Origin of the sequence: Acinetobacter sp. TUM15071, assembly GCF_008980925.1 — a bacterium.
GTDB lineage: Bacteria > Pseudomonadota > Gammaproteobacteria > Pseudomonadales > Moraxellaceae > Acinetobacter > Acinetobacter dispersus.
Genome location: NZ_BKGB01000030.1, coordinates 1 through 23,907, shown reverse-complemented (window position 1 = coordinate 23,907; position 23,907 = coordinate 1). Strand labels below are relative to the sequence as shown.

Here is a 23,907-nt window from a genome sequence, read left to right as displayed (position 1 = left end):
GGGTTTTTTATTTTTAATAAATAAATTTTCTCAATAATTATTTCATCATTAATAATTTTTCTTGGTGCATACTCTTATGTTGGTTATATAAAAATCGAATATTTGGTTAAGTTTTTTGAGTTGCTAAAAGTTAATATTAGTCAAAATGATAACGATCAAACTAGTTAGTTTATTAGTATTTTTCTGCAAAATATTGAGCATTAAAAGTACAGAATTAAAATTTAAAGGGGATAAACATGAAAAAAATAACACTATTATTGTGCTTGGGGCTACTTGGTTGTTCAGGATCAGACAATCCTCAAACATCCCAAAAATCAGGCTTTGAATTCCAACCAGTGGATCTAACAACCAAAGTGCCTAGAGTAGATATACATAACGACGATGCAATTTTGAAAAGTGCAGGTGTACTCGTTAAAAAAATCAGTCTTGGCAATGACACGGAAAACAAACCAAAGAAAATTTATGAGTTTGGCGATTCCCGATTAGGTGCTCAAGTCGAACTGAGTCAGTCAGAAATGGTGTTAAGTTGGGTTACATTGAAAGACACTGAGGAGCAAAAAGCCAAGAGTCTAGAAAGCATAAAGATCGCTCAAAGAGTAGCTAGAGCAATCTTTGGCGATGAGGGCGGTAAGTTTGTAGATGAAACAATACAAACAGGTAAGGGGCAGCAAACCACAATCAATGGTCATAAGATTTTGATGACAGATTGTGTGGGCGTTTGCTTGATGCATATTGAGAGATAATTTTAAAAATTGAGTATTTAAATCATGAGTTTGTTAAAAATCCCTAAATTTGATCATGAAAATATCCAAAGACCTTTTGATGGCGATCTTTGGAATCGTCAAGGGATTGCGGAACGTCTAGAGCAATATATCAAGAGAGTCAAAGTTGGGACTACGATTGCGATTGACGCTGAGTGGGGCGCGGGTAAAACTTGGTTTGCTAGGCATTGGTGTAAACAGCTTGATAATAATGGCTTTAAAGTTATTTATTTGGATGCTTTCGCACAAGATTACATAGATGATCCCTTTTTAATGATTTCTATGGAAATTGCGAACTGTTTAGACAAGACCACTGACAAAGATAAAATTAAAGATTTAAAAGAAAAGATCGGTCAAGTGTATAAGGCTGTTTTACCCAGTGTGCCTATGTTGTTATGGAGTTTAACTACTACTTTAATGGGGGCAGGATTTGTTGCTAAACCTGTCGCTGATATCGTGAAAGCACTCCAAGATGATTCTGGTGATTTTGGAAAAGAAATTGGCAATTTACTCAATGAAAAACTAGAAGAACATCTATCCGCACAAGTTGATAATTACGAAAATGAAAAAAATTCAGTAGAGTATTTCAAAGCAACTTTAAAGAATATTACAGAGAATTTGGATAAACCTCTTGTATTTATCATTGATGAGTTGGATCGTTGCAAACCTGAATTTGCGATTCGGCTAATTGAACGTATAAAGCATTTCTTCGATATACCAAATGTGGCTTTTGTCTTGTCAGTGAATAAGCATCAATTAGAACAATCAATAAATAGCTACTATGGCTTTAAAGAGGGTACAAACTATCTAGAAAAATTTATTGATCTGACTGTACTTTTGAAAAATAAAGAATTGAATAAAGAGCGCTATGAGAAAATTTTAGATGATTATGAGGATAAGATTGAACTTAATTTGTGCAGTAAATCGATTATTTCAGCTTGTCTTGTATGTAAGCCAAATGCTAGACAATTAATTAAATGCGTTAATAAGTATGCATTTTTAAAAGCTGATTTTTCAGAGGGTAAAGCGGAGCTTTTGTTTATTATTTTGTTATTCATGGAAATGAAAATAATAGATATTTTTAATGAGAAGAATTTTTTTCAAACCTTTTATAAAAAGAACTCGGAAGTTTTCTACGCTGAATATGATGCTTTATTTAGTAATGAAACGCGTCAAACTCCATTCTCTTATTATTTACCAAAATTTTATGGAAATTTGTCAGATATTTTCAGATATATGGAAAAAATTAGACAACATGAATTTGAAAAACAATATTCAGAGTATAAGGATGCGTACTTTCCTTCTCAGACTTTTGAAAAGGATTTAATAGAAAGCTGGTATAACTACATTCATGTTGTAAATGACTAACTTATTCAATATTTGATTCAAGCTCAAGTTGCATGGTCAAGCCACTTGTTGAATAACGATGAGTGGCTTTTTCAACGATCCATTTTAACTTGTCCACCTGTGGTTTAAAGCCATCAAGATTCATCGGTGTTTCAGTCGAAATTGAGGGAATACCGAAAGCAGTGCTAATACTGAACTTTGCCATTTGTCTTTTGATTTCTGCCATCTTTGCGTCTGCAGCTCGTTGTGCTTCCTCTTTGGATGCAAAGGTGCCTTTTAAAACTTTGGTTTTGGTGCTTGGGTCGTTGCCACCACCGCGAGTTTCAGGATTGCCCGACGTTGCTCGTTTACGAGTTGCTTTGCCCTGGTCATGATAACTGGCTGATACGCCTGTGTAGTCTGAGTCACGATCTTGTTCTAAGTATCTGAATTGATCGCCATCATTGCGTGTCAGTGTCAGAGAGGGGAGGTCTTTGCCAGAAGTGGTTTTTGCTGAACCTGCTTTAAAAATCAATAAACGATCCTTTTTCACAGCCATTTCAGCACCGTTTTGTTTAGAGATCCGAACCAGTAAATTGAGGTCAGATTCATTGGTTTGATCGATGTGATTGAGATTGATTTGTTTTAAGTCATCAGTCATCACCAATGTTAATTCATGATTTTTTGCAATCTCTGCAGCAATTTCACCGAATTTTTTACGATGATAAGATTTTGACTTGGCTTCTTTGATTTTACTTTTAAAGTTAGCACTGGAAGCTTTGATGTTGACGGTATCGGGTGTGCCTGACCATTCGGTTTCATCGACAATAAAATCGCCCTTATCGTGTAAGCCTTCACCTTCAAAACCAAGCTGACAATTAATTTTTACGCCTCGTCGGGGTAACTCTAAAACGCCATCGCTGTCATCGAGCACGATGTCGAGTTGATCGGCTTGATTGGCACGGTTATCGGTCACTTGAACACTGATAATCCGTTTAACAATTTGCTCATTTAGGGGCTGATTGTCGGCTGTTAAAACGCAAATGGGAGTCTTAATCATGTTTATGACTCCGCTTCAGTCTGTTGTTCAATGCGATCATCATCAATCCGAGTAAGTTTAATGGTGAAATCAATTTTGCGAGGTACGCCATTGAAAAATAGAACCTGTTTGGTTTCGTCGATGTTGTCGATGGTATAGACACCGTACAAATAACCGCTGCCATCGACCAGGACAAAACCTTGCCCTGTATCTGCCATCTGCGCTAAGTCATCGAGCGCAAAGCGATTACCAAAACCATGCTCCTGATAGATGAGACCAGGCAGTGTGATGATGTCATCGCCTGAGCCTATGAATTGGCGTTTCTTACGTCCTTTCGCCACTGCGTTGTCAGCATATTGCCAAGATCGTTGCCGTTGGATCTCGTTGAATGTGAGCGTGTCAGTGGTAAAAGGGAATTGTCCTAAACACATAAGCATTGATTTAATCCCTGTCTGTGTATGTACGTTGCTGTTGAGCCGTGATTGAGTTTTGATGCTGCTTTAACTTTTGATCGACTAACATCGCCACTTGCTTTGGATCATTCACGCCTGTAATGCTGATTTGAGCACCCATAAAATGATTGGTTGTTTGAGCTGTTCGACTTGGGAATGGGATCGCCCTGGTCGGAGTCACTGTTTTAGTCGGAGTCGTGACAGTGGGTGCAGAAAAGGTCGGCAACTGTGGAATTTTAGGAATATTGATACTTGGGATTTTATTAATCCCTTTGATGAGTAAATTGACTGTATCAATGACTAGGCGCAGGGGAGTCAGCAAGAAATCGACAAACGCTGCGCCTGCTTCTTTGACATAGATTTTTAAGGCATTGAATGCTTTGCCGACGCGATCAGGTAATAAAGACATCCACCCAAAAAACACGCCGATCGCTGTACCCACTGTGGTGAGAATGGTAGCGCTGAGTTGAACAAAGCTTAAAATTAGTTCACCAATAATCCCAATCACACTGCCAATGATTACGCCAAACGATGAGCCATAGGCTGTGGCATTGGCGAGCTCTTGGTTCGTGGCTTGGAAAGGGGTGAGTGCTTCAGCAAGCACACCTTTAAAAATCGTCCATACGACCACCAAGCCATCCCATAATGGTTTTAATGGGGCTAGTGTGGTTTTCATGGTGTTAAATAAACTGCTGATGGTATTTCTAAACGGTGCAAGTCCGATCATGAGTCCTGACCAAAAGCCTTGAAAGAATGCTTTAATCGGACCCCAGTAGCGATAAATCACTAGTGCGACTGCGATAATCGCTGCAATCATTAATGTAAGTGGATTGGTCAGGACTGCGATCGCTAAAGCTCGAATCCCTGCAATCACCAAAGGGATTGCCTGACGTGCCAAAAAGAAAAATGCACGGCTTAGAAATTGAATGGCTTTAGAAATAACCGTAAATCGGCTTGGTAAACCAATGCCAAACTTATCAGCAATTTTATGAGCGACCCATAATAAAATCGTCAGTTTGGTGATACCTCCAATCACACTAATGATTGCCCCAAAGAATAGATTGGTGCTGTATTTCACGCCTAGCAAAGCCACTTTAAACATCAGTAATTTGATAGCGATGTTTGCCAGTGTGCGTACCAGTTCGGGATTAGCATCGACCCAAGTTTTAATACGTCCGATAATTTCAGAGATTTGTTGAATAAAATTTCTAAGATCATTGCCAAGCACTTTTTGCAGCGAAATACTCAAGTCTTGCCATTCGCCCCCCATGTTCTCAATATCACCTGCAAGGTTATCTTTGAGAATTTTTGCTGCTGCAGCTGCCGCACCTTCTGAATTTTCTAATTCTTTGGTCAGCTCTTTTATTTTATTGACGACTTTCCCTGTTTTTTCATCGACGACACCTGTTTGGTCGACCAACACTGCCATCGCTGAAGCGGCTTCTGTGCCTGAAATATCCGAGAGTAGGGCAAGGCGTTCTTCAGACCCCATTTTACTGGTTCTAATACGTAGCTCATCGAGAACATCAGATAAGTCGCGGAGGTTGCCTTTGGCATCTGCAGTCTTTACGCCTAATCTATCCAAGGCATCTTGTGCAGCTTTGGGTGGGGCAGCAAGGCGTAACATGATGCCACGTAATGCTGTGCCTGCTTGGGTATCAAGAATATTGTTATTGCCCAATAAGCCAGTCATGGCAGTCACTTGTTCGATACTTGCCCCATATTGTTTAGCGACTGGAGCAACGTATTTCATGGTTTCACCCAGTCCACCGACACTGGTTGCTGTGGCATTGGTAGCTTGAACGAATACGTCATTTACCCGTGTGATTTCTTTGGCGACTAATCCAAAACCATTAAGTGTACCGACTGCGATTTGGGCTGCTTGTTCAAGTTCGACTTTTCCTGACTCTGCAAGTTGTAATGTGCCGCCTAGAGCTTGGCGGATCTGATCGACATTAAAGCCACCTGAGCCAAGTGCAAACTGTGCCTGAGCTGCTTCAGTTGGGCTAAATGATGATGCTGCACCCCATTTACGAGCATCGGCTTCAAGCTGCTTCATGGCGACACTGGCTTTGTCTAAACCTAAAACTGCCTGTACGCCACTGACTTGTTTTTCAAACTCGATGGCAGGTTTAAAAAATTGATAAATCCCTGCGCCTGCAATCGCACCACTGACCGCAATATTTTTGAACTCTTGGCGCATGTTCTTTCGACTTTGCGCTAATTTGGCATTCCATTGATCTGTCTTATGCAAAAGGGCGGTAAGCGCGTGGTCTACATGTCCATATTCGGTAACCAGTAAACGTGATGCGGAACGGACTGCACTGGTATTTTTTTCAGTTTGTTTTAATGATTGGTTATAGCGGTGGGCATCTGATCCGCCCAAGGTTTGATTGAGTTGGCGAATGCTTTGATTCAGTTCAGCAATGGAGTCTGAGCTTGATTCACTATAGTTTTGAATCGCTTTAAGTGGTTTCGATGCTTCATCGATGATCGTTAGAATCGCACTTAGGGTTAAATTGCTCATTCACCATTGCCTTTTTACTTATCTACTTCACTTCGAGCTTTTGCACGTTGGTTCCATTGCATCAGCTCTTCAATTTCAAAATCTTCGCAATCCTTTGGTGTCCAGTGGAAAATAACCGCTAGATTGGCAATGACTTCATCTACACTGCTAGGGATTTCGCTTTCGCACTGACCAAAAAATTAGTCAGTTCCACAGCTAAAGCGGTGTAATCACCGATATCCATCCCATTTAAATCGTTCAAACTAAGGGTGGGTGATGTGATACGAGTCAGCAGTGTGTTGGTCGCTTCGACTTGCCACTTCAGCACATCCTGCAGGCTTAAATTGCGCAGCATGCCCACGTTGGGTTTACGCAAAGTGATTTGTGTAATTGATTCAGATCCACGAATGATCGGACGTTCTAAATCAACGATACGTAGGTTGGGATCTGCAATGGTTTGAATGTTTTGTTCAGTCGTAGTTGCTGCATCTTTGTCTTGTTTGTTTGACATGGGAAAATACCTGGTTCAATTAAAAATTAGGGGTGACTCGCCCTTATAGGCCGAGTAATTCACGGATGGCTTCAGCAACGTCGGTGTCGCCAAAGCGTTCAATGCCATTGATGAAATCAAGTTCGACTTGGACGACTCCATCGACTTCCATGCGGTAGTAGCTGTAGTTGTAAGTCATGGTGATTTCAGTACGTTCACCATTTTTGGAATCACCAGGATCAAGTTCGAGTGCTTGACCTCGCATGTAAATTTCGACATTTTGCGTGGTGCAATTGTCTTGACGTTCATAAACACCGACATAACGAACAGGCAGATCCGACGTACCGCAAACACCAAGTTGACGATATTGTTTTACGTCAAAGCCTGCATATTTGACTTCACCTTCGAGCTTTTCATAGCCCATCGCCAAAGCAACATCACCGATCATGCCTGCGCCACGATAGTCTTCTGTCTTTTTGGTGATTTTTGGAATGGTGATTGACTCGGCAACGCCTGCCCATGAATGGGTATTAACAAAGGTGTTAAAGTTTTTAAGAGTGCGTGGAAGCATGTTTGACTCCTTAGGTCGTTGCTGTGCCACCACCAAGCAATTTGCTGAAATCCACTAGGTAGCGATCAGTAATGCGTTGGTTTAAGCCTAAGTTTTCGAGGGTAGGAACAGGGGTGTAGTCGTAGTCAATCCAAAGCTGTCCTTGTTGTAAGCCTTGAATAGAGTTCTGAGCAGGGTCATACCACACGGACGCACCAAGCAATCGACGTGCTGTAACGTGCTCTTTTAATTCAGCATTGATGGAGTCGATGATGTCTTTAGCAAGATAAGGGGTCAGTGGTTCGTCCACGAATGGAAAACAGCCATTAAGGATGGTGTCTAAAATAAATTGCGCTGTACGTGTGGCCACTTCAAAACTGAAGCGAGGATCATCAGAACAATTACGGTTGCCCCAAAAGCGGAATCCTTGATGCTGGATCATGCTTGTAATGTCATGCTGATTTAAGTAACCGACGTCGGTGTCTTGATCTTCAAGGTCCCAAGTTAAAGCTTGGCTAATTCCCGTTGGACCAGTAACTGGAATATTTGATAGTGATTTATGCCAGCCCACCTTTTTGTCGGTATCGGCTCGTAAAGCTGCAGCTGCGACGACGGCAGTGAAACTGCCATGTCCGTACAGTTCGGATAAATTGGTTTGAGGCATGAAATTTCCCATTTCATAGGTTGATGGGTCAATCATGAGGTGATTGCGCAGGCTTCGCTATTTGCGCAATCCTGATTAAAAGCTAATCGGGATTTGTTGATTTGAAAAAAAACCACCCGAAGGTGGTTTCATTGATCTAAGATATTGGAAAAATACGCGATGAATAATTTGACCAATTTGGAGCGGCCTTATATTCATTTACGGACTGTTGAGGTACGTAAATAGGTGCGTTATTAGTGTCCCAAAATGCAGCTCCAGTCATATTTGGCGGATTAACTGCGTTGACCGTGATCTTTTCTAGTGCTGAGCAATAATTAAATGCGGCAGACGAAATACTAGTAATCGAACTTGGTAAAGTTAATGTTTTTAGCATAAGCCAGTGGTCAAAGCATTCACCGCCAATGGTTTCAACCCCCTCAGGAATAACTAAAGTGGTTGCTCTGATCCATGAACTAAATGCTCCATTTCCAATGTTTTTTACAGTGTTGCTTAACTCAAGTGATAGAGCATATGACCAAGCCTTGAAAGCAGCATCACCGATTCTTATCACTGTATTATTGAGCTTTAGAGATGTCGCATATACGTTTCCAAAATTACTATAATCCGGAATGTCACTGCCAGTAAGTTCCCTTGTAGTTTCTCCTTCATACTGGTATTCAATGTCCCATGGTGGATCAACTTGTGTAGCAGGGGAAAGACAAAACTCGAAAACCTGTGAATTTGGACTGTGCAAAGTAGGGTTTTCATTATCTGGAGCAATGGAAAAATCAGTAGCACTTATCCAAGGTACAAGACTAATTCTTAAATTTTCATTTGAAATATTTTGAATAGTCCAATCTGTTCCAAAGCCAGAACCTTCCGTTGTGACGATTAGTTTGTCAGAAAGATAATTCAAGACTGCATGTTGTAAATATCCAACAAGAGAAGTATCACCACTCCAATTGAAATCTCGGTAATTAAAGCCATTAACGCGAAGGTTGTATCCTGTGTTGTAACTACTTAAACCCGAAGATATAAATTTAACTTTATCAGTTGCCCCAGAGCAGGATATTGATTCAGCTCCACTATGGCTAAGACAAACACCAATATGAGTGGAGGAAAATGCCATCACAGTTGGATTTCCATATGCAAGCAGAATGATATCAGGGTTATTGCTGACAATTTCCACACGATGATTTTTATCATCGTTATTCGTCCATTGCATAACTCCTTGCCCCACTTGAAATCCTTCAAGATCAGGAGATAGATAAGGGTAATTTTCCTCTAAAACTTGTTCATTTAACCAAGTTAAAGGTGGTTTATCTTGTTGATTTACACCATCTATAAGAACACTGAGATTTGCAGCAGGTGTTGTGCCTTGTCGGATCGCCATAACCCATTTAAAGGATCTTATCGCCCCCTCACAACTTAGTGCTGAGGGGGTTGGATCTCCCCCAAAAATACACTCCCTGAGGTCCACTCAGGCCATATCAATTCAATCTCACGATGTGCAAGCTGATCGCGATATAAGACAACTTCTTCAGCTGTTGGGAGAATACCGCCTGTAATATCGCGAGGGGTAACGTAGCTATACGCACGTAATTTTTTACATACCGCAGCTAAAGCCTCAACAACGTCGGGCGTTTCAACATCAGGAGCGATAATAATTTTAGGGCTAATCCCAAGGATTGATTTTGCAGTCAAGAATGCTTCAATACCTGTTCGTTGTCCGAATTCGTTAACGCCACCAGTCACATTATGCACATCAAAAACTTCACCAAACGGGGAAGGGATTCGAATCACGATCAGCGTAGGATTTGTAATTTTAGAAATGATCTCAAGGCATTTGCGCAAATTGCCTGTTAGACCCGCTGCAGGTAAAACGCGATTGATTGATGAAACTCGAACCGGGATATTTTCTGGAAAAATGACAGGATCTGCATCGTCTGCAAAACAGATCATTCCAATGGTATTGGTTGTGGAATCTTGCATGGGAATGATGCCTGATTGGACCTCACGTCCTGTAATGCCATGGTGTTGGTTTGCCATTTAAAAAATCTCCAAAAGGTAGGGTGGCTTTTGGAGATATTGAATGCATAAATTCAACAGTGCGAATGCTTGTATCCTGATTAAAACCTAATCGGGATTGATATATTGAATCATGTCATTCTTCTCCATGCTGCAATCACGATAGAAGACTGGACAATATTATGAGGTTGATCGCCACCCACGCTATTCGTATGCTGAGTCAAAGAGGTATCAGCAGATCCATCTTTCGCCCAACCAATGTCATCATAAGAATAAACTTCTACAGCGTTTGGCGGGTTAGTTCCTGCCCACTGGTTAGGATAGTTGAATTGATGGCTAGGTAACTCATTTACCGTTAATTGATGAGTATTAGAGCCACCAGTAGCCCCAATAAATTTAAGCCATTCATATGCACCTAAATTATCGTGTGATAGTGAACGAGTAACTAAGGCATGACCGTTTCCAAAAGGTTCCCAAGTGCCATATCCTTTATGGTTGGCGACAGCTTGGGCATCAGGAAATGCAAGCGTAGTAATATAAAGATCCCCAACAGCCACATCCTGTTTAGCAAGATTAATCTCATTTAATAAGTCTAGTTTTAATTCCTCAATCTTTGATTTGACCCAATCCTTATTTGCCGTCACGATATTTGGATCAATTTCAATCAAAGCCTGATTACCTGCTTCGGCTTTAATATCAATCACAATAGTTAATTCACCACCCGCACCTTCAGCGATAGCAGGTTTATAACCGCCATGATAATTACCAATATAGACAAGTTGACCAGTGCTGTCCTTTAATCCAATCTCATGCAAATTGAAACCACCGATATTGGCAGGAATTGTTGCTGTAACTGTAGTGACAGCACCATTGATGACTACTGACTGAACAGGAACACTCGCCCGTTGATTGACTAATGTAGTTCGATTTTTTTGATCGACAGGATCGTATGGAACACCATTGGCATCACCAATCACCATTTGAGTCAATGTAATTGATGCGACATCATGTGCTTGAGCGACCTGTGTTGCACCGTAATCTGTGAGGGTCACATAATATTTTGCGGTCATTGTTCTATCCTAAAGCGAACTTAAATGTACGGTTTCACCTGAATGGCAGGCACCTGTCATTTGGAATTGACCGCTGCTGACCACTTTTGCCGATATTGAAAAATTATCTCGTGCAGATTTGGTGGCTTCGACAGCGGTTTGAATTTGTAAGAGTTGGTCAATTGAAACGGAGAGTTCGTTGATAATCACAACAAAGGTAAAAGGCGGTTGTGGGGGATTAAACTCATGCCATGCCTTGAGCTGATAATTATTTGCAAACTTACTCAGCAAACTTTCAATAGAAGAGCGTGTGCCACGTTGGGCATTGAATGCTTTGCTTTCTGAAATGGCTTGGCGTTTTTCTGTTTCGTTCCAGTCTGATCGCCAGTACTCCACGCGATGATCCCAAGCCAACCATGCGAGAAAGGGAACAGGGCACAATTCGACTCGATGTAACTCAACAAAAGGGATGGGCAATTGAGTGGTACGCTGCCCAATCTGCTCGATGTTTTTTTCAAGTTTGGTTGCGTTAGGTGGCAGTAAGCTAGACATCTCTGAACTCCGTAATGTTGATATCGAAGCCGATGTTTTTTGCGTAATTGCTCTTGGCGATCACGATGTCATTCACTGGATTATTGATAATGACGTTTTGAACTCCGCCCTGGTGCAATGCTCTAAATAATCCGCTGCGTGTTACGTCAAAGCCGAGTGAATTGGTGATACTGATGTATTCAGCCAAAGCCGTTTCAGCTGCTTGTTTGACGACTTCGGCATCAGGACCAGGGAATAAAACCAGTGAAGCGTTTAATGTCCATTCAATAGGTGTGGCCGCTTTGACTGTGACTTTGTCGGTGAACGGTCTGCGCGTACTTGGCGTGAGTGTTTGATCAACAAGATCAAGTAAAGATTGGACTGCAATATCATCAATGTGACTTTGTACATAAATATCGACAAAGCCTGCAGTCGGTGTGGTTACGGCAATATCTTTAACATGGCCATGTGCTGATAAGCCCCAAAATTGATAGCAACCTTCCGAGCCTGCTGACATGGATTCAGGTTCGAGTTGAACTCGACGTCTGAGATCCTCATCTGATTCCATCACCGCAGCGGTCGGTGGGGTGGTATTTGGATTGGCTTCAATAATGGTTTTACGGTAAACGCCACGATTCGCTGCTAAGTGGTCGAGATCTGCACCTTTGGCATAAGCAAGCATCAAAGCTTTGGCTTTTTCGTTGATCGCTCCAGTTTTTAAGAATTGACGATAGGCAAAAGTTTGTAGCAGTTTGACCAAGGGTTCACTTTCATAATTTAGAACCGGTGCAAGATCAGGATCTCTAGAAATCAGATCCGATTTGCATGCTGCTAACTCGGCTTCATAGTCCAGTGTTTCTAAAACATTGGGAAAGGGCAGTGCTGATAAATCAATTCGTGTGGTGCTCATGCAGCTGCTCCAATCATAAAGTTTTCGTTAAAAGGTTTTTCGCCTGAAGCGGTAATTTGATTGCCTAAAATAAAGAAATCCCATTTCCCTGGTGTTTGTGCGGATTGGTTGACTCGGATTTGACTAATCTTGATTCTTGGTTCAAAACGAATCAGTGAAGTGGCCGCAGCGGACATCAGTTTCACTTGGGTAAACTCGTTACACGGTTGATCGATCAGTTCAGGGACCAATGAGCCATAAAAGCGTCGGCACAAGCGTGTGCCGATCAGGGTGCTTAAAATGTCGTGAATGGATTGTTTTAAATGGGCGTATTCTTGGCTTTCATCATCTGTGATCGCATAGCCTGTAATTCTCGACATGCCTTTCATTAAACGCCTCCAGTCGGTACTGCAGCACTGGTTTGACTTGGTCCGCTCATGACACCACCGTGAGGATGTTGAACAAGGCTGACACCTGCAGCATTGACATCGGTATCAGACGTGATGTCTTGTTCAGCGTGGACTTTGCCTTTGAAAATGGTTTCAGGAACATCAAAGATGCATTTGCTTAATTTGAAGTTGGTTTCACCAGTGGCAACATTGACCACAATGCTATGTTCGCCAAGTTGAATAAAAACTTCGTCAGGATTGTCAGTCGGTGGGGGATTTGCTTCAGAAAATAGGCTGATTTGTGGTACTGCACTAGTCAGCTCACCGCCTTGTGCTGTTACTGAAAATTGTTCGCCTAGCGATGGGCATCGCCAGAACTTGACCACACCTGCAGCTATGGTTGGAATCGGAATCCAGTCGGTTTCGTTTTCGTCGATTTTTAGGCGCATTTTCCCGACTGAAGCATCGACCGCAATCACGGTGCCAATGCCTGCCAAGTTTTGAAATTGCCTGTTTAAATTGTTCATGTTGAAACAAAAAAGCCCATGATGTTTGGATCATGGGCTTTTTACGTATGGCTTTCTATTTGGACATTCCTGATTAAAGGTTATTCAGGATCGGAAGTTTTTTGCGGTTTCTTCTAACACTTGTTTGAGCCTTTGTTCTGCTTGAAGCAGTACACAGATAAGGTCGTCTTTAGAGAGTTGATTGCAACTATCACTGGTATCGTTTAAACCCATAGAGGCAACGATATTAAGTGTGGCACGGACTTCATTCACGACGTTGTAATTATCTTCGCTGAGAGAAAAGCAGGGATGTTTCATATGCTTCTCCCTTTGATTGTTTTAATAATTTTTTGAATGAGTGTAGAGGATTGGGCAAAGTTTGATGATTGGATGCGTTGATAGCAGATTTTGTCGAGACGGTTTTGTGCCGTTAAATTCTTATTCATGATGATTCACCTGTGTATTTGGTTTTTCTGCCCTCCTAGCGACCAAACTAGGGTGGCAGATCGAACGGGGTTGGTCGACCGTAAAACACAGGCAAAACGGCAGGCTTACGCCTCCCCATCCGATCCACCAAAACGCGGGTACACCGAATTATAGACAAAAAAAATCCGCAAGTAGCGGTTGTCTACCATGTATTTTCAACGAGCGACCAAACTCGACCACTCATGTGGAGTGGTCTTAACAAGTTAACTTTGTTATTTTGTGTTGTCAAGAATATTGATAATATTAGTTAATTTATTACTGGTGAGGGGATTATGTCTGTTTTAGTGGATTTTCTAAATGGTAGATTTTCAAAGCTTGAAATTGAGAATTTAAATATAAACTTTCAAGAAGAAAATGATGAGGGTGGTAGAAAAATATACTTGAACTTCAATCAGAATAAATTACTTTTAAGTTTTGGAAGATTGTCAACTTTAGATAATTATAATGATTATCTACAAGATTTTGAAGGTAAATTGTCTGTATATATTCAAAATAAAGATATTAATAATACAGAGCTTTTTTATGATGAATATGCATGCAGAAATTTAGATAATTTATTGGAGTTTGCTTTGGATTTTACACCCTTGTATGAGGGTTATAATGGTCGATTGTTTTCACCTCTGTTGGATGGTGGTGAAGGTATAGTGATGAGTAATGATGAATATCGAATTTCTATTGATGAACCTAGTTTTGAAATGAAATTAAGTCTTTTTATGAATAAAGATTATGATAATTATTTCGTTAATGAAGTTTTGTCAGGTATTGAATCTGCATTAAATAGGAGGAGATTATTTCTTAGTGGTTCTGTTTCTAATATTAAGTATATTGATATTAATAGAATACTCCCTGGATTATATTTTTCTGCTAAGGTTTGTTATTTAAGTAATTCAGTAGGTGTAAAAGTTTCTAAAAAAGAAATAAAGAATACTAGAGAAATTTTAAATAATTGTTTTTATAATTTATTAGTGAATGGTTTAAATATAAGTTTTAATTTTCATGAGGGGTATAGTGTTAATTCTAATATTAATTCAGAACATAGATTCGATAGTAGTGAGTTGAAGATTCCTTCTGTTTCTTATGATGCTAATTTAATATCATTTTATAAAAATGCATTAATATCAAATACATCTGGTCACAAATTTTTGTCTTATTATCATGTTCTAGAGTATAATTTTTTGAGCTGTATTGAGAAGAAACTTTATCAAGATATGAAGTATTTTTTAAATGATGCAAAGTTTAAGCCTAATGATAAAAGTATTGAAAAAATTTTAGCTGTAATTAAGCAGAATTCTATTCAAAATGATGAAAATAAAATGCTGCAATGTGTATTGCAAACTTATATAGTTCCAAGCGATTTGATTGGTTTTTGGGGAGAGTTAGGCAGAGGTAGTACTATAAAAGCTTGTGAAATATATGGGGAGAAAATTGATAAAACTTCTCTAAATGAAGAAAATATTATATTTTCAATATCTAGGATTATTAAAGCTATTCGAAATGGCATTGTTCACTCAAGTGATAAGTACAATCGGAGTGAACGTTATATCCCATTTTCGGGCAAGGATGAGTATATCAAGGAATATTTACCAGTCATAAGGTTTCTAGCAGAAAAGGTTATAGCTTCAACGGCTACTATTAAGTAACTATTATACTTTTGACGTCAAAAATGTATTTATTGTTTTTTCAACCCACTTAATATCATCTTTACTAAAACCCACCAATTCTCGAATAGAGTATTTGGTGGGTTTTGCATATTTACTTGGCCGAACCGATTTTCCCTCCTGGTGCACCGAAGCCACAAAACCAGTGCGCCCACCAAAACCAACCGCTGCATGATCTGCTGAATAATCTGTTTTGAGTTGTTTGCCGATGTTTTGGAACATGGCACCTTGTCGTTTTATATTTCCGATTTGATCTCGTTTTCTTGGGGTAAAGCGTTTGCCGTTTGGATCTCGTTGTTGCTTGATGCGATCACGAAAGCGGACACGTAATCCTTGAGCCAAACGTCGCATAAGTTCTCGACGTTTGGATGGTTCAAGCAATAAGGTGATTTGGTCAAGCCAATGATTTAAACCGTTGATCGCATCCATTGATTAAGTACCTGTAGGATAAAAACCGCCTTTGATATCATCCCAAACCAACGGTGGGCAAACGTGATAATCGTTTCCTTCTGCGACAAGCTTGTCACGTTGTGGGAAATCAATTTCGAGATCGAATGTTTCGGTATCAATCACTTCAGAATTAAACGAAATCAGAATATCTTTACCAGTGGCATCCAAATATAGGTTTTTTGATTTGAGCCATTCACGTAATGCGACGATCACTTGAATCGGATCTGAACGATAATCAAGGATCAGCAGTCGAGCTGTGTATTCCAAATATCCATCTTTAAATGAACCATTGACGATCAGCAAATGACATTTATCTGCTGTCATCATCGGGAATCGTTCACTTAAAAATTGCTTCAGTGGAATCAGGGCTTTCATAATTAACTCGCAAAGCGCTTATATGTATTGGCTAACTTGGTATCATAATTATTGACCTTATAATTTTTACCGTTGTAGACTTTCGCAAATGCTGTCCAGTCTTTATTTTTTAGGGCATTAATCAAATTATTAAATTTGATATAACGGCACATTGCTTCTAATTGGGAAGCTTCATCCTTGTACATCGCATTGATAAATTCTTGAATAGATTCATAACCAAGCGTGTACCAGTGATAGCCCATCACTTGCCCTAAGCCCCAACTGCACGATTCTAAGGCACTGATGCGATCAAACTTCACAGCATCTTTAAGTTTTAAATGCTGTACAGACTCCAAGCCATAGCCACCTGAAGTCGTTGAACATAGGTCAGGACGTTTACGCATCATTTCATCAGCAATTTTCGACTTTTTATTATTGATCAATCGACGACGCATGATGTGACGCTCAAATAAAATGACTGGAGTGCCATCATCATTAAAGCCATTACCCTTACATTCAACTTCGATCACAGCTTGTAACGCAGCAGTTTCAATGTTTAAGTCTTTAGCTTGAGCTATGATTTGCTCGATAGTGATTTTCTTATTCATAGATCACCTACTTAAACATCGCAGCAAACGCAGCTTTAATTTCACTAATCAGTTCACTCGGCTTTTTGCCCTCTAACAATCGAATCGATTGATAAAAGATGCCGACAAACAGCAAACCAAATACCGCAAAAAACAGCATCACGACACCTTGAGCAGGGTGTGAATAATGCGTCAATTGGAAATATTCAAGAAAAGCAGCACCGCCATAAAGACTGATGGCCACACTAAATGAAAATTTAATGATTAAGCCTTTGGTAATTTTAATTCGTCCTTCGGCATCAATATCACCGCTTAATGTGAGGGCAAAAATAGCCCCAATCACTGCTGCAATGATTTTGATAAACCACGGAAGTCCTTTGATACTAATTGGGTCATTCATGCCCATCCCCTTAATCCCAAAGCTTGAGTGTTTGTGGTGCTGAAGCTTTAGTTAATTCTGGTAATTGTATGGATTGATGTTCGGTTAAAAATATTTGTTCATTGGTTGAATTGGCTTCAACCAAGGCAGGCAACATATCGACCGCCTTTGCACCGTAATAACGATATGCAATCGACTCCAATGTATCGCCCTGTATAGCGTTGACTGACTTCATATCAGTCGAACTCGGTTTCGTGGGCGATTGGTTAAATCAGCAATGGTGTGTTGAACAATCCTGCGAAGCGAATCGGCTTTGTCTTTCTGATTTTCACCACGCGACTGCCCAGTGGTGGTGGTATCAAAATCAAGATTGTCTTCACATATTAGAGCTGCTGCTTCATAGCTCACAGCTCGTTTGTATTTGCGGATCTGCTCATCGGATTCGATTAGCATAAAATCAATTTCGCGATTGATGATGTCCATCGCTAAGGTGATTTTTTCAGAAAGTAAAAGTTCGCCTTTGGATTGATCTAAACGCACCTGAGCAATCAAGTCTTTAATGCTGATATTGGGATATTCAGCAATCGGATTTTGTACTTCAGCATCGGTGACAGGTGCGTTTAAAAGCATGGCTTACTCCTTTGGCTTGGAGTCGGTGGACGCAGGAACAATCCCATCGGCATTTTGATCTGCCGTTGAAACTGCCTGCGAGCCGACAGTGGCGTCGGGAGACGACTCGGTTGCAGGTTGACGCAATCGTTTTTCAAGCTGCTCTAAATCTTTTTTGCAGCCTGCTTTGGGATTGTATCGAAGCGCATTCTTATAAGCTGAAACAGCTTCCATTGGTTGTGCCTGGTTCAATGCATCGCCCAGTGCACGATAAATTTTTGCCCGAACTTCATCGACAATTTGTTCACCTTGACCAAGGCTGATGATGCGCTCAATCAAAGACGCATTAGCGATAGCAAGGTCAGTGTCATCGATAAAGACTTCTGCAGATTGCTCCGTGACAAATTCAGCCGTTGTTCGTGTATAGCCTTCAGGCATCACCATGTCATTCAACACAACATATTCAGCAATACGCACTGCCAATTCAAAATCATTGGCATCGATTGCCCATATCATTAAATGAACTAAAGTGGTGTTCTGAGGGGCAGGCGAAACGGCAAGGCAGCCCTCGATATAACCTAAATACTCAGGTAACCATTCCGCTTTTTTGGCAATACGTTCCTGAATCGATTTCATCTCTTTCAAAATGTTCAAATGGTTGAACATGCGTAGTTCAACATTTGGAACGTTTGCCTGATTTAAAAGTTCAGCAGGGATTTGAACAGATTGATCAGGACCTGAAGCGAGATCCCAAGCCACCGTACGCTTTTGACGTGGATCAGGGCTTTGCTGCGCTTTTAACGCTTTTTCTGCCAACATCTTTTCACGATGTTGGCGCATTGAGTTCATGCCCATGATTAGTCATCCAGTTCGATGTTTTCGATTAATAAGCACTTGGTATAATCTTCAACGACGTAGTCCTCATTGATCGATTGGAAATCCACAGCACGATCCCATTCAGGTTGATCTACGATCGAACGGTTAAAGGTGCCGTTTTGGATATAGATCGAAAGATTGTCAGGCGTGGTGATCAAGATGGTTTTGGCAGGGAATTTTGGTACATGTAATGCCTTTAATGTACCAAGCTGCTTATTGGCATAAATGGTACGTGCTGCCAATTGTTCGGTTGGATCTTGGATGGTATTTAATAGCGGTAAATATTTATCGCTTAAAATGCCACGACCACAAATGGCAATCAGTCCACTATCACGGTGCTGTTCAGCAATGTATTCTTCAATCCCGAATTCAATTAAGCCATCTAACGTTTTGAACTCATGCGCTGAACCAATTAGTGTTTTTTTACTGGTTACACCACCGACTGTGACATCTACACCTTCATAATGTTGTTCAGGCGCATTTTCACGAATTTTTTGCAACCAACCTTTTTTCACATCTTGTAATAGTGGATTGGCAACACGATCACTTGTGGCTGCACGATAAACACCATTCCAACCGATACACAGTTTGTCTAATGCCACCGCACGAATCACCATTTCTTGAAGCTTTTTCTTAAAGTCAGGAAAATGTCGCCAAGCATTGAGCAAGATCCATTTCATCGCTACGTCATAGTTGGTTTGGGTACAGTCGTACTCATCCAGTAAATCTAAAGCACCGACAGGAGTGGGTTGACGTGGATTCAGGTTGGTATTGGTATTGCCTGCGATGGTTGTACCAAGGCTGAGTGATATTTTTTCGCCTTTGGCATTATCTACTGGCCATACGTTAATGAGCTTTAAGAAATCAGCAGCTTCTTGATAGGCTTGGATAATTTTTTGTGTTGGCACAGGTAATACAGCAAAAGTTTGCTTGGTACTGTCAACACCATTTGCGCGAGCAACATCAGCTTTATAAGAACTAAATAACTGACGTGCTTCAGGTTGTAGAACGACTGACATAATTATTTAATTCCTTAGTAATGGATAGTGTTTGCTGCGCCACCTGTACTTGCAGGCGGTGGATTCATTGGTGTTGTACTCATGGCATTAAATTGAGTTTTTAAATCACTAATGCTTTGCGTAAGTTGCTGTAATGAATTTTCAAAATTTGCACCTGGTGCAGCAGGTGGATTTTGGTTGGATTGTTGTTCTGGCGCAGCTGCAGGCGGTGTTTCAACTACAGGCACAGTTTGTTGTGTTGGCGCAGCTGCTGGCGGTGCACTTAATGATTGTTTTAATGCTCCGACTTCCTGAGTTAAGGTTTTTAAGCCGTTAAAGCATTGCACCAAGCCTTGCGTTAATTGCGCTGCCAATTCATCGCTGAATTGTTCTTTTGGTTTTGGTGTAGGGGTGAACACTTCTTTAAGCTGATCAATGAGGCTTTTACCTTCATTTGGATTTTGTTCAGACATGGTGATATAGATCTCCGAATCAGGTTGGGTACTGAGCGAATGAAGTTTGTTAGAAAATTTAATGGCTTGAGTACCGAGCGAGTTGGGAGTATCAGTCATGCCTAGACCGACTTGATAAGCTTTACCAGTGCCTGCAAAGTTGCGATAGAACTCAATGGAAGGGTAAATTTTTTGCCCTTGTTTATTCATCGCTACAAAGTTTGGTAATGCTGAAAGTGTGTTGTACAAACACATCAATCCATTTTCTTCAACGGCTTCGACTTTCACGACATCGCCATAGGCATTAAACGGTGGTTCAGGTGAAAACCCACTCCAATGTTCAATATTGATACGTCCTGCATAATGTTCAGGATTGTAAGAACTTGCCATTTCTTGAATTTCTTGGCGTGTTAACTCACGCCCATCTACGGTTTGCCCTTCACGAGCAACTCGAAAACGTTTGATTACACGTCCTTCTCCTGGTAGCTCCGCCATTTGTATTCCACATATCATTTTTACGATGATTGAAGTCTGCTTCGGAGCTGTGGTTCGGTGCAATCTGACTCATCCTGATTAAGCGTTAATCAGGAAAGCATCACTCAAAGAATTTTTGTGCTTAAAGCAACATTAAGCACATGAATACAAACACTCCAACGTTCCTAGAACTCATGAACCCAAGACAGCAGGGAAGAATACTTTTCTCGATGGGTATGTCTGTCTCCGAAATCGCCACTCACACTGGGGAAAATCGTTCGACTGTCGAAAGTTGGAAGCAACGCGACCAATGGTCAAAAACTGATGTTTATGATGAGGTGACAACAGGTTTAAAAATTCGCTATATGACTCTGACTTTTATGGAAAATAAAAGTAATGCGAATTACAAAGAAATGGACATGATCGCTCGTCAGTTTGAGCGATGGGCGAAAATTCAAAAATACCTTGAGTCAGGTAAACAAACGGATCTCAATCCGAATCTTGAGAATCGTAATGCTGCGCCAAAAAAGAAAAAGTTGAAGAATCAGATCACGCTAGAGGACTTGGAAAAATTAGAACAAGCATTCAACGAGTTTTTATATGTTTATCAAGAAGAGTGGATGGATGCGATATCCTGGTCTCGAATCTTTATCTTATTAAAATCACGTCAGATTGGTGCAACTTATATTTTTGCGCTTTGGGCGTTGATTGATCTATTAAAAACTGGAAAAAACAAAATCTTTATGTCGGCATCGAAAGCGCAGGCATATCAGTTCATTGAATACATCAAAGCCTTTGTTTTGGAAGTGATTGGTTTGGATCTCACTGGAGATCCGATCGTGATCAACGGACCAAATGGTCAAGCAACCGTGTATTACTTGGGAACAAATGCCCTCACAGCTCAAGGTCGTCATGGTGATGTGATCATGGACGAGTTCTTTTGGATTCGTAAGTTTTTACAGTTCAAAAAAGTCGCTTCGGCAATGGCATCTCAGAAGATGTATAAGCAAATTTATATGTCTACGCCATCCAGTATTTTGCATGAAGCCTATACCTTTTGGACAGGCAAAGACAGTAAACGCAAGCTGCCAATTGAAATCGATGTCAGCAAAGTTGCCCTTAAAACACCTGTCAAATGTGCAGATCGAAAGACGAGGCAGATTGTCACGTTGACCGATGCGGAAGAAAAGGGCTGTGATCTATTTGATCGTGAGGACTTGCTTGCTGAGTATGGCGATGAAGAATTTGCCAATCTGTTTGATTGTGAGTTTATTGACGATTCAGGATCTTATTTTCCACTTAAAGAAATCATCCCAAACATGGTCGACAGTTGGGAAGTGTGGAAAGACTTTTTCCCGAATCAAAATCCAAGATATGCAGGGGAAGTGTGGCTAGGTTATGACCCTTCATTCACAGGTGACAATGCAGCTTTAGCAGTGATCGCACCACCACAAACATCGCTTGAGCCTTATCGGATTCTCGAAATTAAACAATTTCAGGGTATGAAAGCCAGTGAACAAGCTTTGTATATCAAAAAAGTTTGTGGGCGTTACAACGTAACTTTTATCGGCATTGATAACACTGGGAACGGTTTGGCCGTTGCTGAACATGTTGAACTTTTCTTTCCTCAGTTGACTCGTTTGAACTATACCCCTGAATTAAAAATTCGCATGGGGCTTCGAGTTAAAGAGTTATTCCAAAAACGTAGACTGCATTTTGATGCAGGTTTGCAAATTGTAGCTAAGTCATTCTTGTCAATCAAAAAAGCCTTAACTGGTGGCGGTGGAAATAAAACACTGATTACCAGTCGAAGTGCTGAAACTGGACATGGTGATATCGCTTGGGCAGTGATGAATGGTTTGGAAAATGCGCCAATCATTCATGTTGTTGATCCATCACATCTTGGCGCACATCAAAGCCGAATCAGAGTATTTAATTCATGAAAATATTGGACAGATTATTATCGACTGTTTTGCCACGTATGGACCAGATGTCTGCTCTCGGATCTGATTCCTCTTTGCCTATCGAGCAAGCACAAACCAAAATGATGATGCGAAGCTTTGGAGAAGCTGAACCTGTACTGGATGGGCATACACTATTTGATTATGGCTATTGCCCTGTTTGGCAGGAATGGTATGAGTTGCCTTATGATATTGCAGCGATTGCAAAAATGTATCGAGGTACCAGTCACCATACCAGTGCGATCGTCATCAAACGCAATATTTTATCAGTGGATTTTATTCCTCATCCTCTGTTAAGCCGACATGATTTTAATGCTTTAGCATTGAACTTAATCACCTTTGCAAATGCTTATGCCCATATTCAATACAACCGCTTCAGGGGTGTTCTAAAAATTACGTCACGCCCTGCGATCAATATTAGAAAAGGTACTGATCTTTTAAGGTTTTATCAAATGGATGGTTTTCAAGGTAAGCAACACGTTTTTGAACCTGAAGAAATAATCCACATTGCTGACGCTGATATTGTGCAAGAGATCTATGGCGTTCCTGATTATCTGAGTAGTATTAATGCAGTTTTATTAAATGAAGCTGCGACTTTATTCCGCCGACGTTATTATAAAAATGGTGCACACGCAGGTTATATTTTACACATTACCGATGCTATGAAATCTCAAAACGATGTAGATGCATTGGAAGAATCATTACAGAACTCGAAAGGTGCAGGCAACTTTAAAAATCTTTTGGTCTATACACCTGGTGGGAAAGAAAAGGGATTAAATGTTATTCCGTTGGCTGAAGTAGCTGCTAAGGATGAGTTCTATAATATTAAGATTGCCAGTCGTGATGATCAGCTTGCAGGACATCGTATCCCACCACAGTTAATGGGTGTGGTACCGCAAAACTCAGGTGGCTTCGGTGATATTGAAAAGGCAGCTAGAGTCTTTTATTTCAATGAAATTGTTTACTACCAAAATCTATTAAAACAAATTAATGATCAGCTCGGTATTGAAGTGATTAGGTTAAAGAATATGACTTAATTTCTACTGAACCAAAGCCATAGATACTTAAATTATATCAAAATATCTATATAAAATATATATTTATTAGATATTTATAATGCCAGGTTTAAAAGCTTGGCATTTTTTTTGTCTAAATAAAATCAATCAATATCAAGTTGAAGGAATCAATAAAACTCAACAGGGGCGACAGGGCAAACGCAGTCTCCTCTCCCGCCTGCGCAGTTCCTAAATGTCTCATTTTTGATGCACAGAAAAAATATGTTCAAACGTTATGTTTCATAAGGTTTAGAGCCCTTTTTAAATTTCATATTAGATGCGCTTTGATGCAATCCAATGCACTAAATAAAAAATAGGGAAAATAAAAGATTTTTTAAACCTGAAAACTATAGGTATTTAGAGGTTACAACTTAAAAATAATAGAAGTTACAAGGTTTAAGTATATGAT

At 40.4% G+C, this 23,907-nt stretch carries 29 protein-coding genes; 5 read left to right on the top strand and 24 right to left on the bottom strand.

Annotation, left to right across the window (positions count from 1 at the left end):
- Positions 1-236 precede the first annotated feature (236 nt).
- Both GBI66_RS18820 and GBI66_RS18815 read left to right on the top strand, forming a co-directional pair.
- Positions 237-743, top strand: coding sequence for a hypothetical protein (locus GBI66_RS18820; protein ID WP_151717136.1), 507 nt, complete (start codon positions 237-239; stop codon positions 741-743).
- Positions 744-767: 24 nt separating this feature from the next.
- The gene (locus GBI66_RS18815; protein ID WP_151717135.1) at positions 768-2,129 is read left to right on the top strand and encodes a P-loop NTPase fold protein; all 1,362 of its coding nucleotides are present in this window, start codon (positions 768-770) and stop codon (positions 2,127-2,129) included.
- 1 nt (position 2,130) lies between these two features.
- Here the strand turns inward: GBI66_RS18815 and GBI66_RS18810 are convergent, their stop codons facing one another.
- The 15 genes from GBI66_RS18810 to GBI66_RS18740 all read right to left on the bottom strand — a co-directional run bounded on the left by GBI66_RS18810 (position 2,131) and on the right by GBI66_RS18740 (position 13,477).
- Positions 2,131-3,147 carry a contractile injection system protein, VgrG/Pvc8 family gene (locus tag GBI66_RS18810; RefSeq protein ID WP_151717134.1) on the bottom strand — a complete coding sequence of 339 codons (1,017 nt, stop codon included), beginning with the start codon at positions 3,145-3,147 and terminating at the stop codon, positions 2,131-2,133.
- 2 nt (positions 3,148-3,149) lie between these two features.
- Positions 3,150-3,563: a phage tail protein gene (locus GBI66_RS18805; RefSeq protein ID WP_151717133.1), complete on the bottom strand. Its 414-nt coding sequence runs from the start codon at positions 3,561-3,563 to the stop codon at positions 3,150-3,152.
- A 4-nt stretch (positions 3,564-3,567) separates the two neighbouring features.
- Positions 3,568-6,105 (bottom strand): phage tail tape measure protein, encoded by a 2,538-nt coding sequence (locus tag GBI66_RS18800; protein ID WP_151717132.1) that lies wholly within the window; start codon positions 6,103-6,105, stop codon positions 3,568-3,570.
- Positions 6,106-6,119: 14 nt separating this feature from the next.
- The gene (locus tag GBI66_RS18795; RefSeq protein ID WP_151717137.1) at positions 6,120-6,236 is read right to left on the bottom strand and encodes a GpE family phage tail protein; all 117 of its coding nucleotides are present in this window, start codon (positions 6,234-6,236) and stop codon (positions 6,120-6,122) included.
- 8 nt (positions 6,237-6,244) lie between these two features.
- Complete coding sequence (locus tag GBI66_RS18790) at positions 6,245-6,595, bottom strand: phage tail assembly protein (protein ID WP_151717131.1); 351 nt, start codon at positions 6,593-6,595, stop codon at positions 6,245-6,247.
- A gap of 43 nt (positions 6,596-6,638) precedes the next feature.
- Entirely contained in the window at positions 6,639-7,145 is a 507-nt protein-coding gene (locus tag GBI66_RS18785; protein WP_151717130.1) for a phage major tail tube protein, read from the bottom strand.
- 10 nt (positions 7,146-7,155) lie between these two features.
- Entirely contained in the window at positions 7,156-7,788 is a 633-nt protein-coding gene (locus tag GBI66_RS18780) for a phage tail sheath subtilisin-like domain-containing protein (RefSeq protein WP_151717129.1), read from the bottom strand.
- Positions 7,789-7,924: 136 nt separating this feature from the next.
- Complete coding sequence (locus tag GBI66_RS19540) at positions 7,925-9,160, bottom strand: leucine-rich repeat protein (RefSeq protein WP_171494344.1); 1,236 nt, start codon at positions 9,158-9,160, stop codon at positions 7,925-7,927.
- A gap of 35 nt (positions 9,161-9,195) precedes the next feature.
- Positions 9,196-9,816, bottom strand: a complete 621-nt coding sequence (locus GBI66_RS18770) for a hypothetical protein (RefSeq protein ID WP_151717128.1) — start codon at positions 9,814-9,816, stop codon at positions 9,196-9,198.
- 110 nt (positions 9,817-9,926) lie between these two features.
- On the bottom strand, positions 9,927-10,865 hold the full coding sequence (locus GBI66_RS19770) for a phage tail protein (RefSeq protein ID WP_228267309.1): 939 nt from the start codon (positions 10,863-10,865) through the stop codon (positions 9,927-9,929).
- 9 nt (positions 10,866-10,874) lie between these two features.
- The gene (locus GBI66_RS18760; protein ID WP_151717127.1) at positions 10,875-11,396 is read right to left on the bottom strand and encodes a phage tail protein I; all 522 of its coding nucleotides are present in this window, start codon (positions 11,394-11,396) and stop codon (positions 10,875-10,877) included.
- The gene (locus GBI66_RS18755; RefSeq protein WP_151717126.1) at positions 11,389-12,285 is read right to left on the bottom strand and encodes a baseplate J/gp47 family protein; all 897 of its coding nucleotides are present in this window, start codon (positions 12,283-12,285) and stop codon (positions 11,389-11,391) included. The genes GBI66_RS18760 and GBI66_RS18755 overlap by 8 nt, the downstream gene beginning before the upstream one ends.
- Positions 12,282-12,653 carry a GPW/gp25 family protein gene (locus tag GBI66_RS18750; RefSeq protein WP_151717125.1) on the bottom strand — a complete coding sequence of 124 codons (372 nt, stop codon included), beginning with the start codon at positions 12,651-12,653 and terminating at the stop codon, positions 12,282-12,284. Before GBI66_RS18750 ends, GBI66_RS18755 begins: the two co-directional genes overlap by 4 nt.
- Positions 12,653-13,180: a phage baseplate assembly protein V gene (locus GBI66_RS18745; protein WP_151717124.1), complete on the bottom strand. Its 528-nt coding sequence runs from the start codon at positions 13,178-13,180 to the stop codon at positions 12,653-12,655. Before GBI66_RS18745 ends, GBI66_RS18750 begins: the two co-directional genes overlap by 1 nt.
- Before the next feature lie 84 nt (positions 13,181-13,264).
- Positions 13,265-13,477 carry a hypothetical protein gene (locus tag GBI66_RS18740; protein WP_151717123.1) on the bottom strand — a complete coding sequence of 71 codons (213 nt, stop codon included), beginning with the start codon at positions 13,475-13,477 and terminating at the stop codon, positions 13,265-13,267.
- 440 nt (positions 13,478-13,917) lie between these two features.
- On the opposite strand from GBI66_RS18740, the gene GBI66_RS18735 reads away from it, so the two are divergent.
- Positions 13,918-15,285, top strand: coding sequence for a hypothetical protein (locus tag GBI66_RS18735; protein WP_151717122.1), 1,368 nt, complete (start codon positions 13,918-13,920; stop codon positions 15,283-15,285).
- 3 nt (positions 15,286-15,288) lie between these two features.
- On the opposite strand, the gene GBI66_RS18730 is transcribed toward GBI66_RS18735, so the two are convergent.
- The 9 genes from GBI66_RS18730 to GBI66_RS18690 are packed head-to-tail and all read right to left on the bottom strand — an operon-like array spanning position 15,289 to position 20,503.
- Complete coding sequence (locus tag GBI66_RS18730) at positions 15,289-15,732, bottom strand: phage virion morphogenesis protein (protein WP_151717121.1); 444 nt, start codon at positions 15,730-15,732, stop codon at positions 15,289-15,291.
- Between the two features lie 3 nt (positions 15,733-15,735).
- Complete coding sequence (locus GBI66_RS18725; protein ID WP_151717120.1) at positions 15,736-16,128, bottom strand: phage tail protein; 393 nt, start codon at positions 16,126-16,128, stop codon at positions 15,736-15,738.
- Positions 16,129-16,130: 2 nt separating this feature from the next.
- Positions 16,131-16,715, bottom strand: coding sequence for an N-acetylmuramidase family protein (locus GBI66_RS18720; RefSeq protein ID WP_151717119.1), 585 nt, complete (start codon positions 16,713-16,715; stop codon positions 16,131-16,133).
- A 7-nt stretch (positions 16,716-16,722) separates the two neighbouring features.
- On the bottom strand, positions 16,723-17,094 hold the full coding sequence (locus tag GBI66_RS18715) for a hypothetical protein (protein ID WP_151717118.1): 372 nt from the start codon (positions 17,092-17,094) through the stop codon (positions 16,723-16,725).
- Between the two features lie 10 nt (positions 17,095-17,104).
- On the bottom strand, positions 17,105-17,308 hold the full coding sequence (locus tag GBI66_RS18710; RefSeq protein WP_151717117.1) for a tail protein X: 204 nt from the start codon (positions 17,306-17,308) through the stop codon (positions 17,105-17,107).
- The gene (locus GBI66_RS18705) at positions 17,305-17,703 is read right to left on the bottom strand and encodes a head completion/stabilization protein (protein ID WP_151717116.1); all 399 of its coding nucleotides are present in this window, start codon (positions 17,701-17,703) and stop codon (positions 17,305-17,307) included. Before GBI66_RS18705 ends, GBI66_RS18710 begins: the two co-directional genes overlap by 4 nt.
- Positions 17,704-17,706: 3 nt before the next feature.
- Entirely contained in the window at positions 17,707-18,537 is an 831-nt protein-coding gene (gene gpM / locus GBI66_RS18700) for a phage terminase small subunit (protein WP_151717115.1), read from the bottom strand.
- A 2-nt stretch (positions 18,538-18,539) separates the two neighbouring features.
- Positions 18,540-19,577: a phage major capsid protein, P2 family gene (locus GBI66_RS18695; RefSeq protein WP_151717114.1), complete on the bottom strand. Its 1,038-nt coding sequence runs from the start codon at positions 19,575-19,577 to the stop codon at positions 18,540-18,542.
- Positions 19,578-19,591: 14 nt separating this feature from the next.
- Positions 19,592-20,503: a GPO family capsid scaffolding protein gene (locus GBI66_RS18690; RefSeq protein ID WP_151717113.1), complete on the bottom strand. Its 912-nt coding sequence runs from the start codon at positions 20,501-20,503 to the stop codon at positions 19,592-19,594.
- A gap of 140 nt (positions 20,504-20,643) precedes the next feature.
- On the opposite strand from GBI66_RS18690, the gene GBI66_RS18685 reads away from it, so the two are divergent.
- Entirely contained in the window at positions 20,644-22,425 is a 1,782-nt protein-coding gene (locus GBI66_RS18685; protein WP_151717112.1) for a terminase large subunit domain-containing protein, read from the top strand.
- Positions 22,426-22,472: 47 nt separating this feature from the next.
- Entirely contained in the window at positions 22,473-23,480 is a 1,008-nt protein-coding gene (locus GBI66_RS18680) for a phage portal protein (protein WP_228267308.1), read from the top strand.
- Positions 23,481-23,907 lie beyond the last annotated feature (427 nt).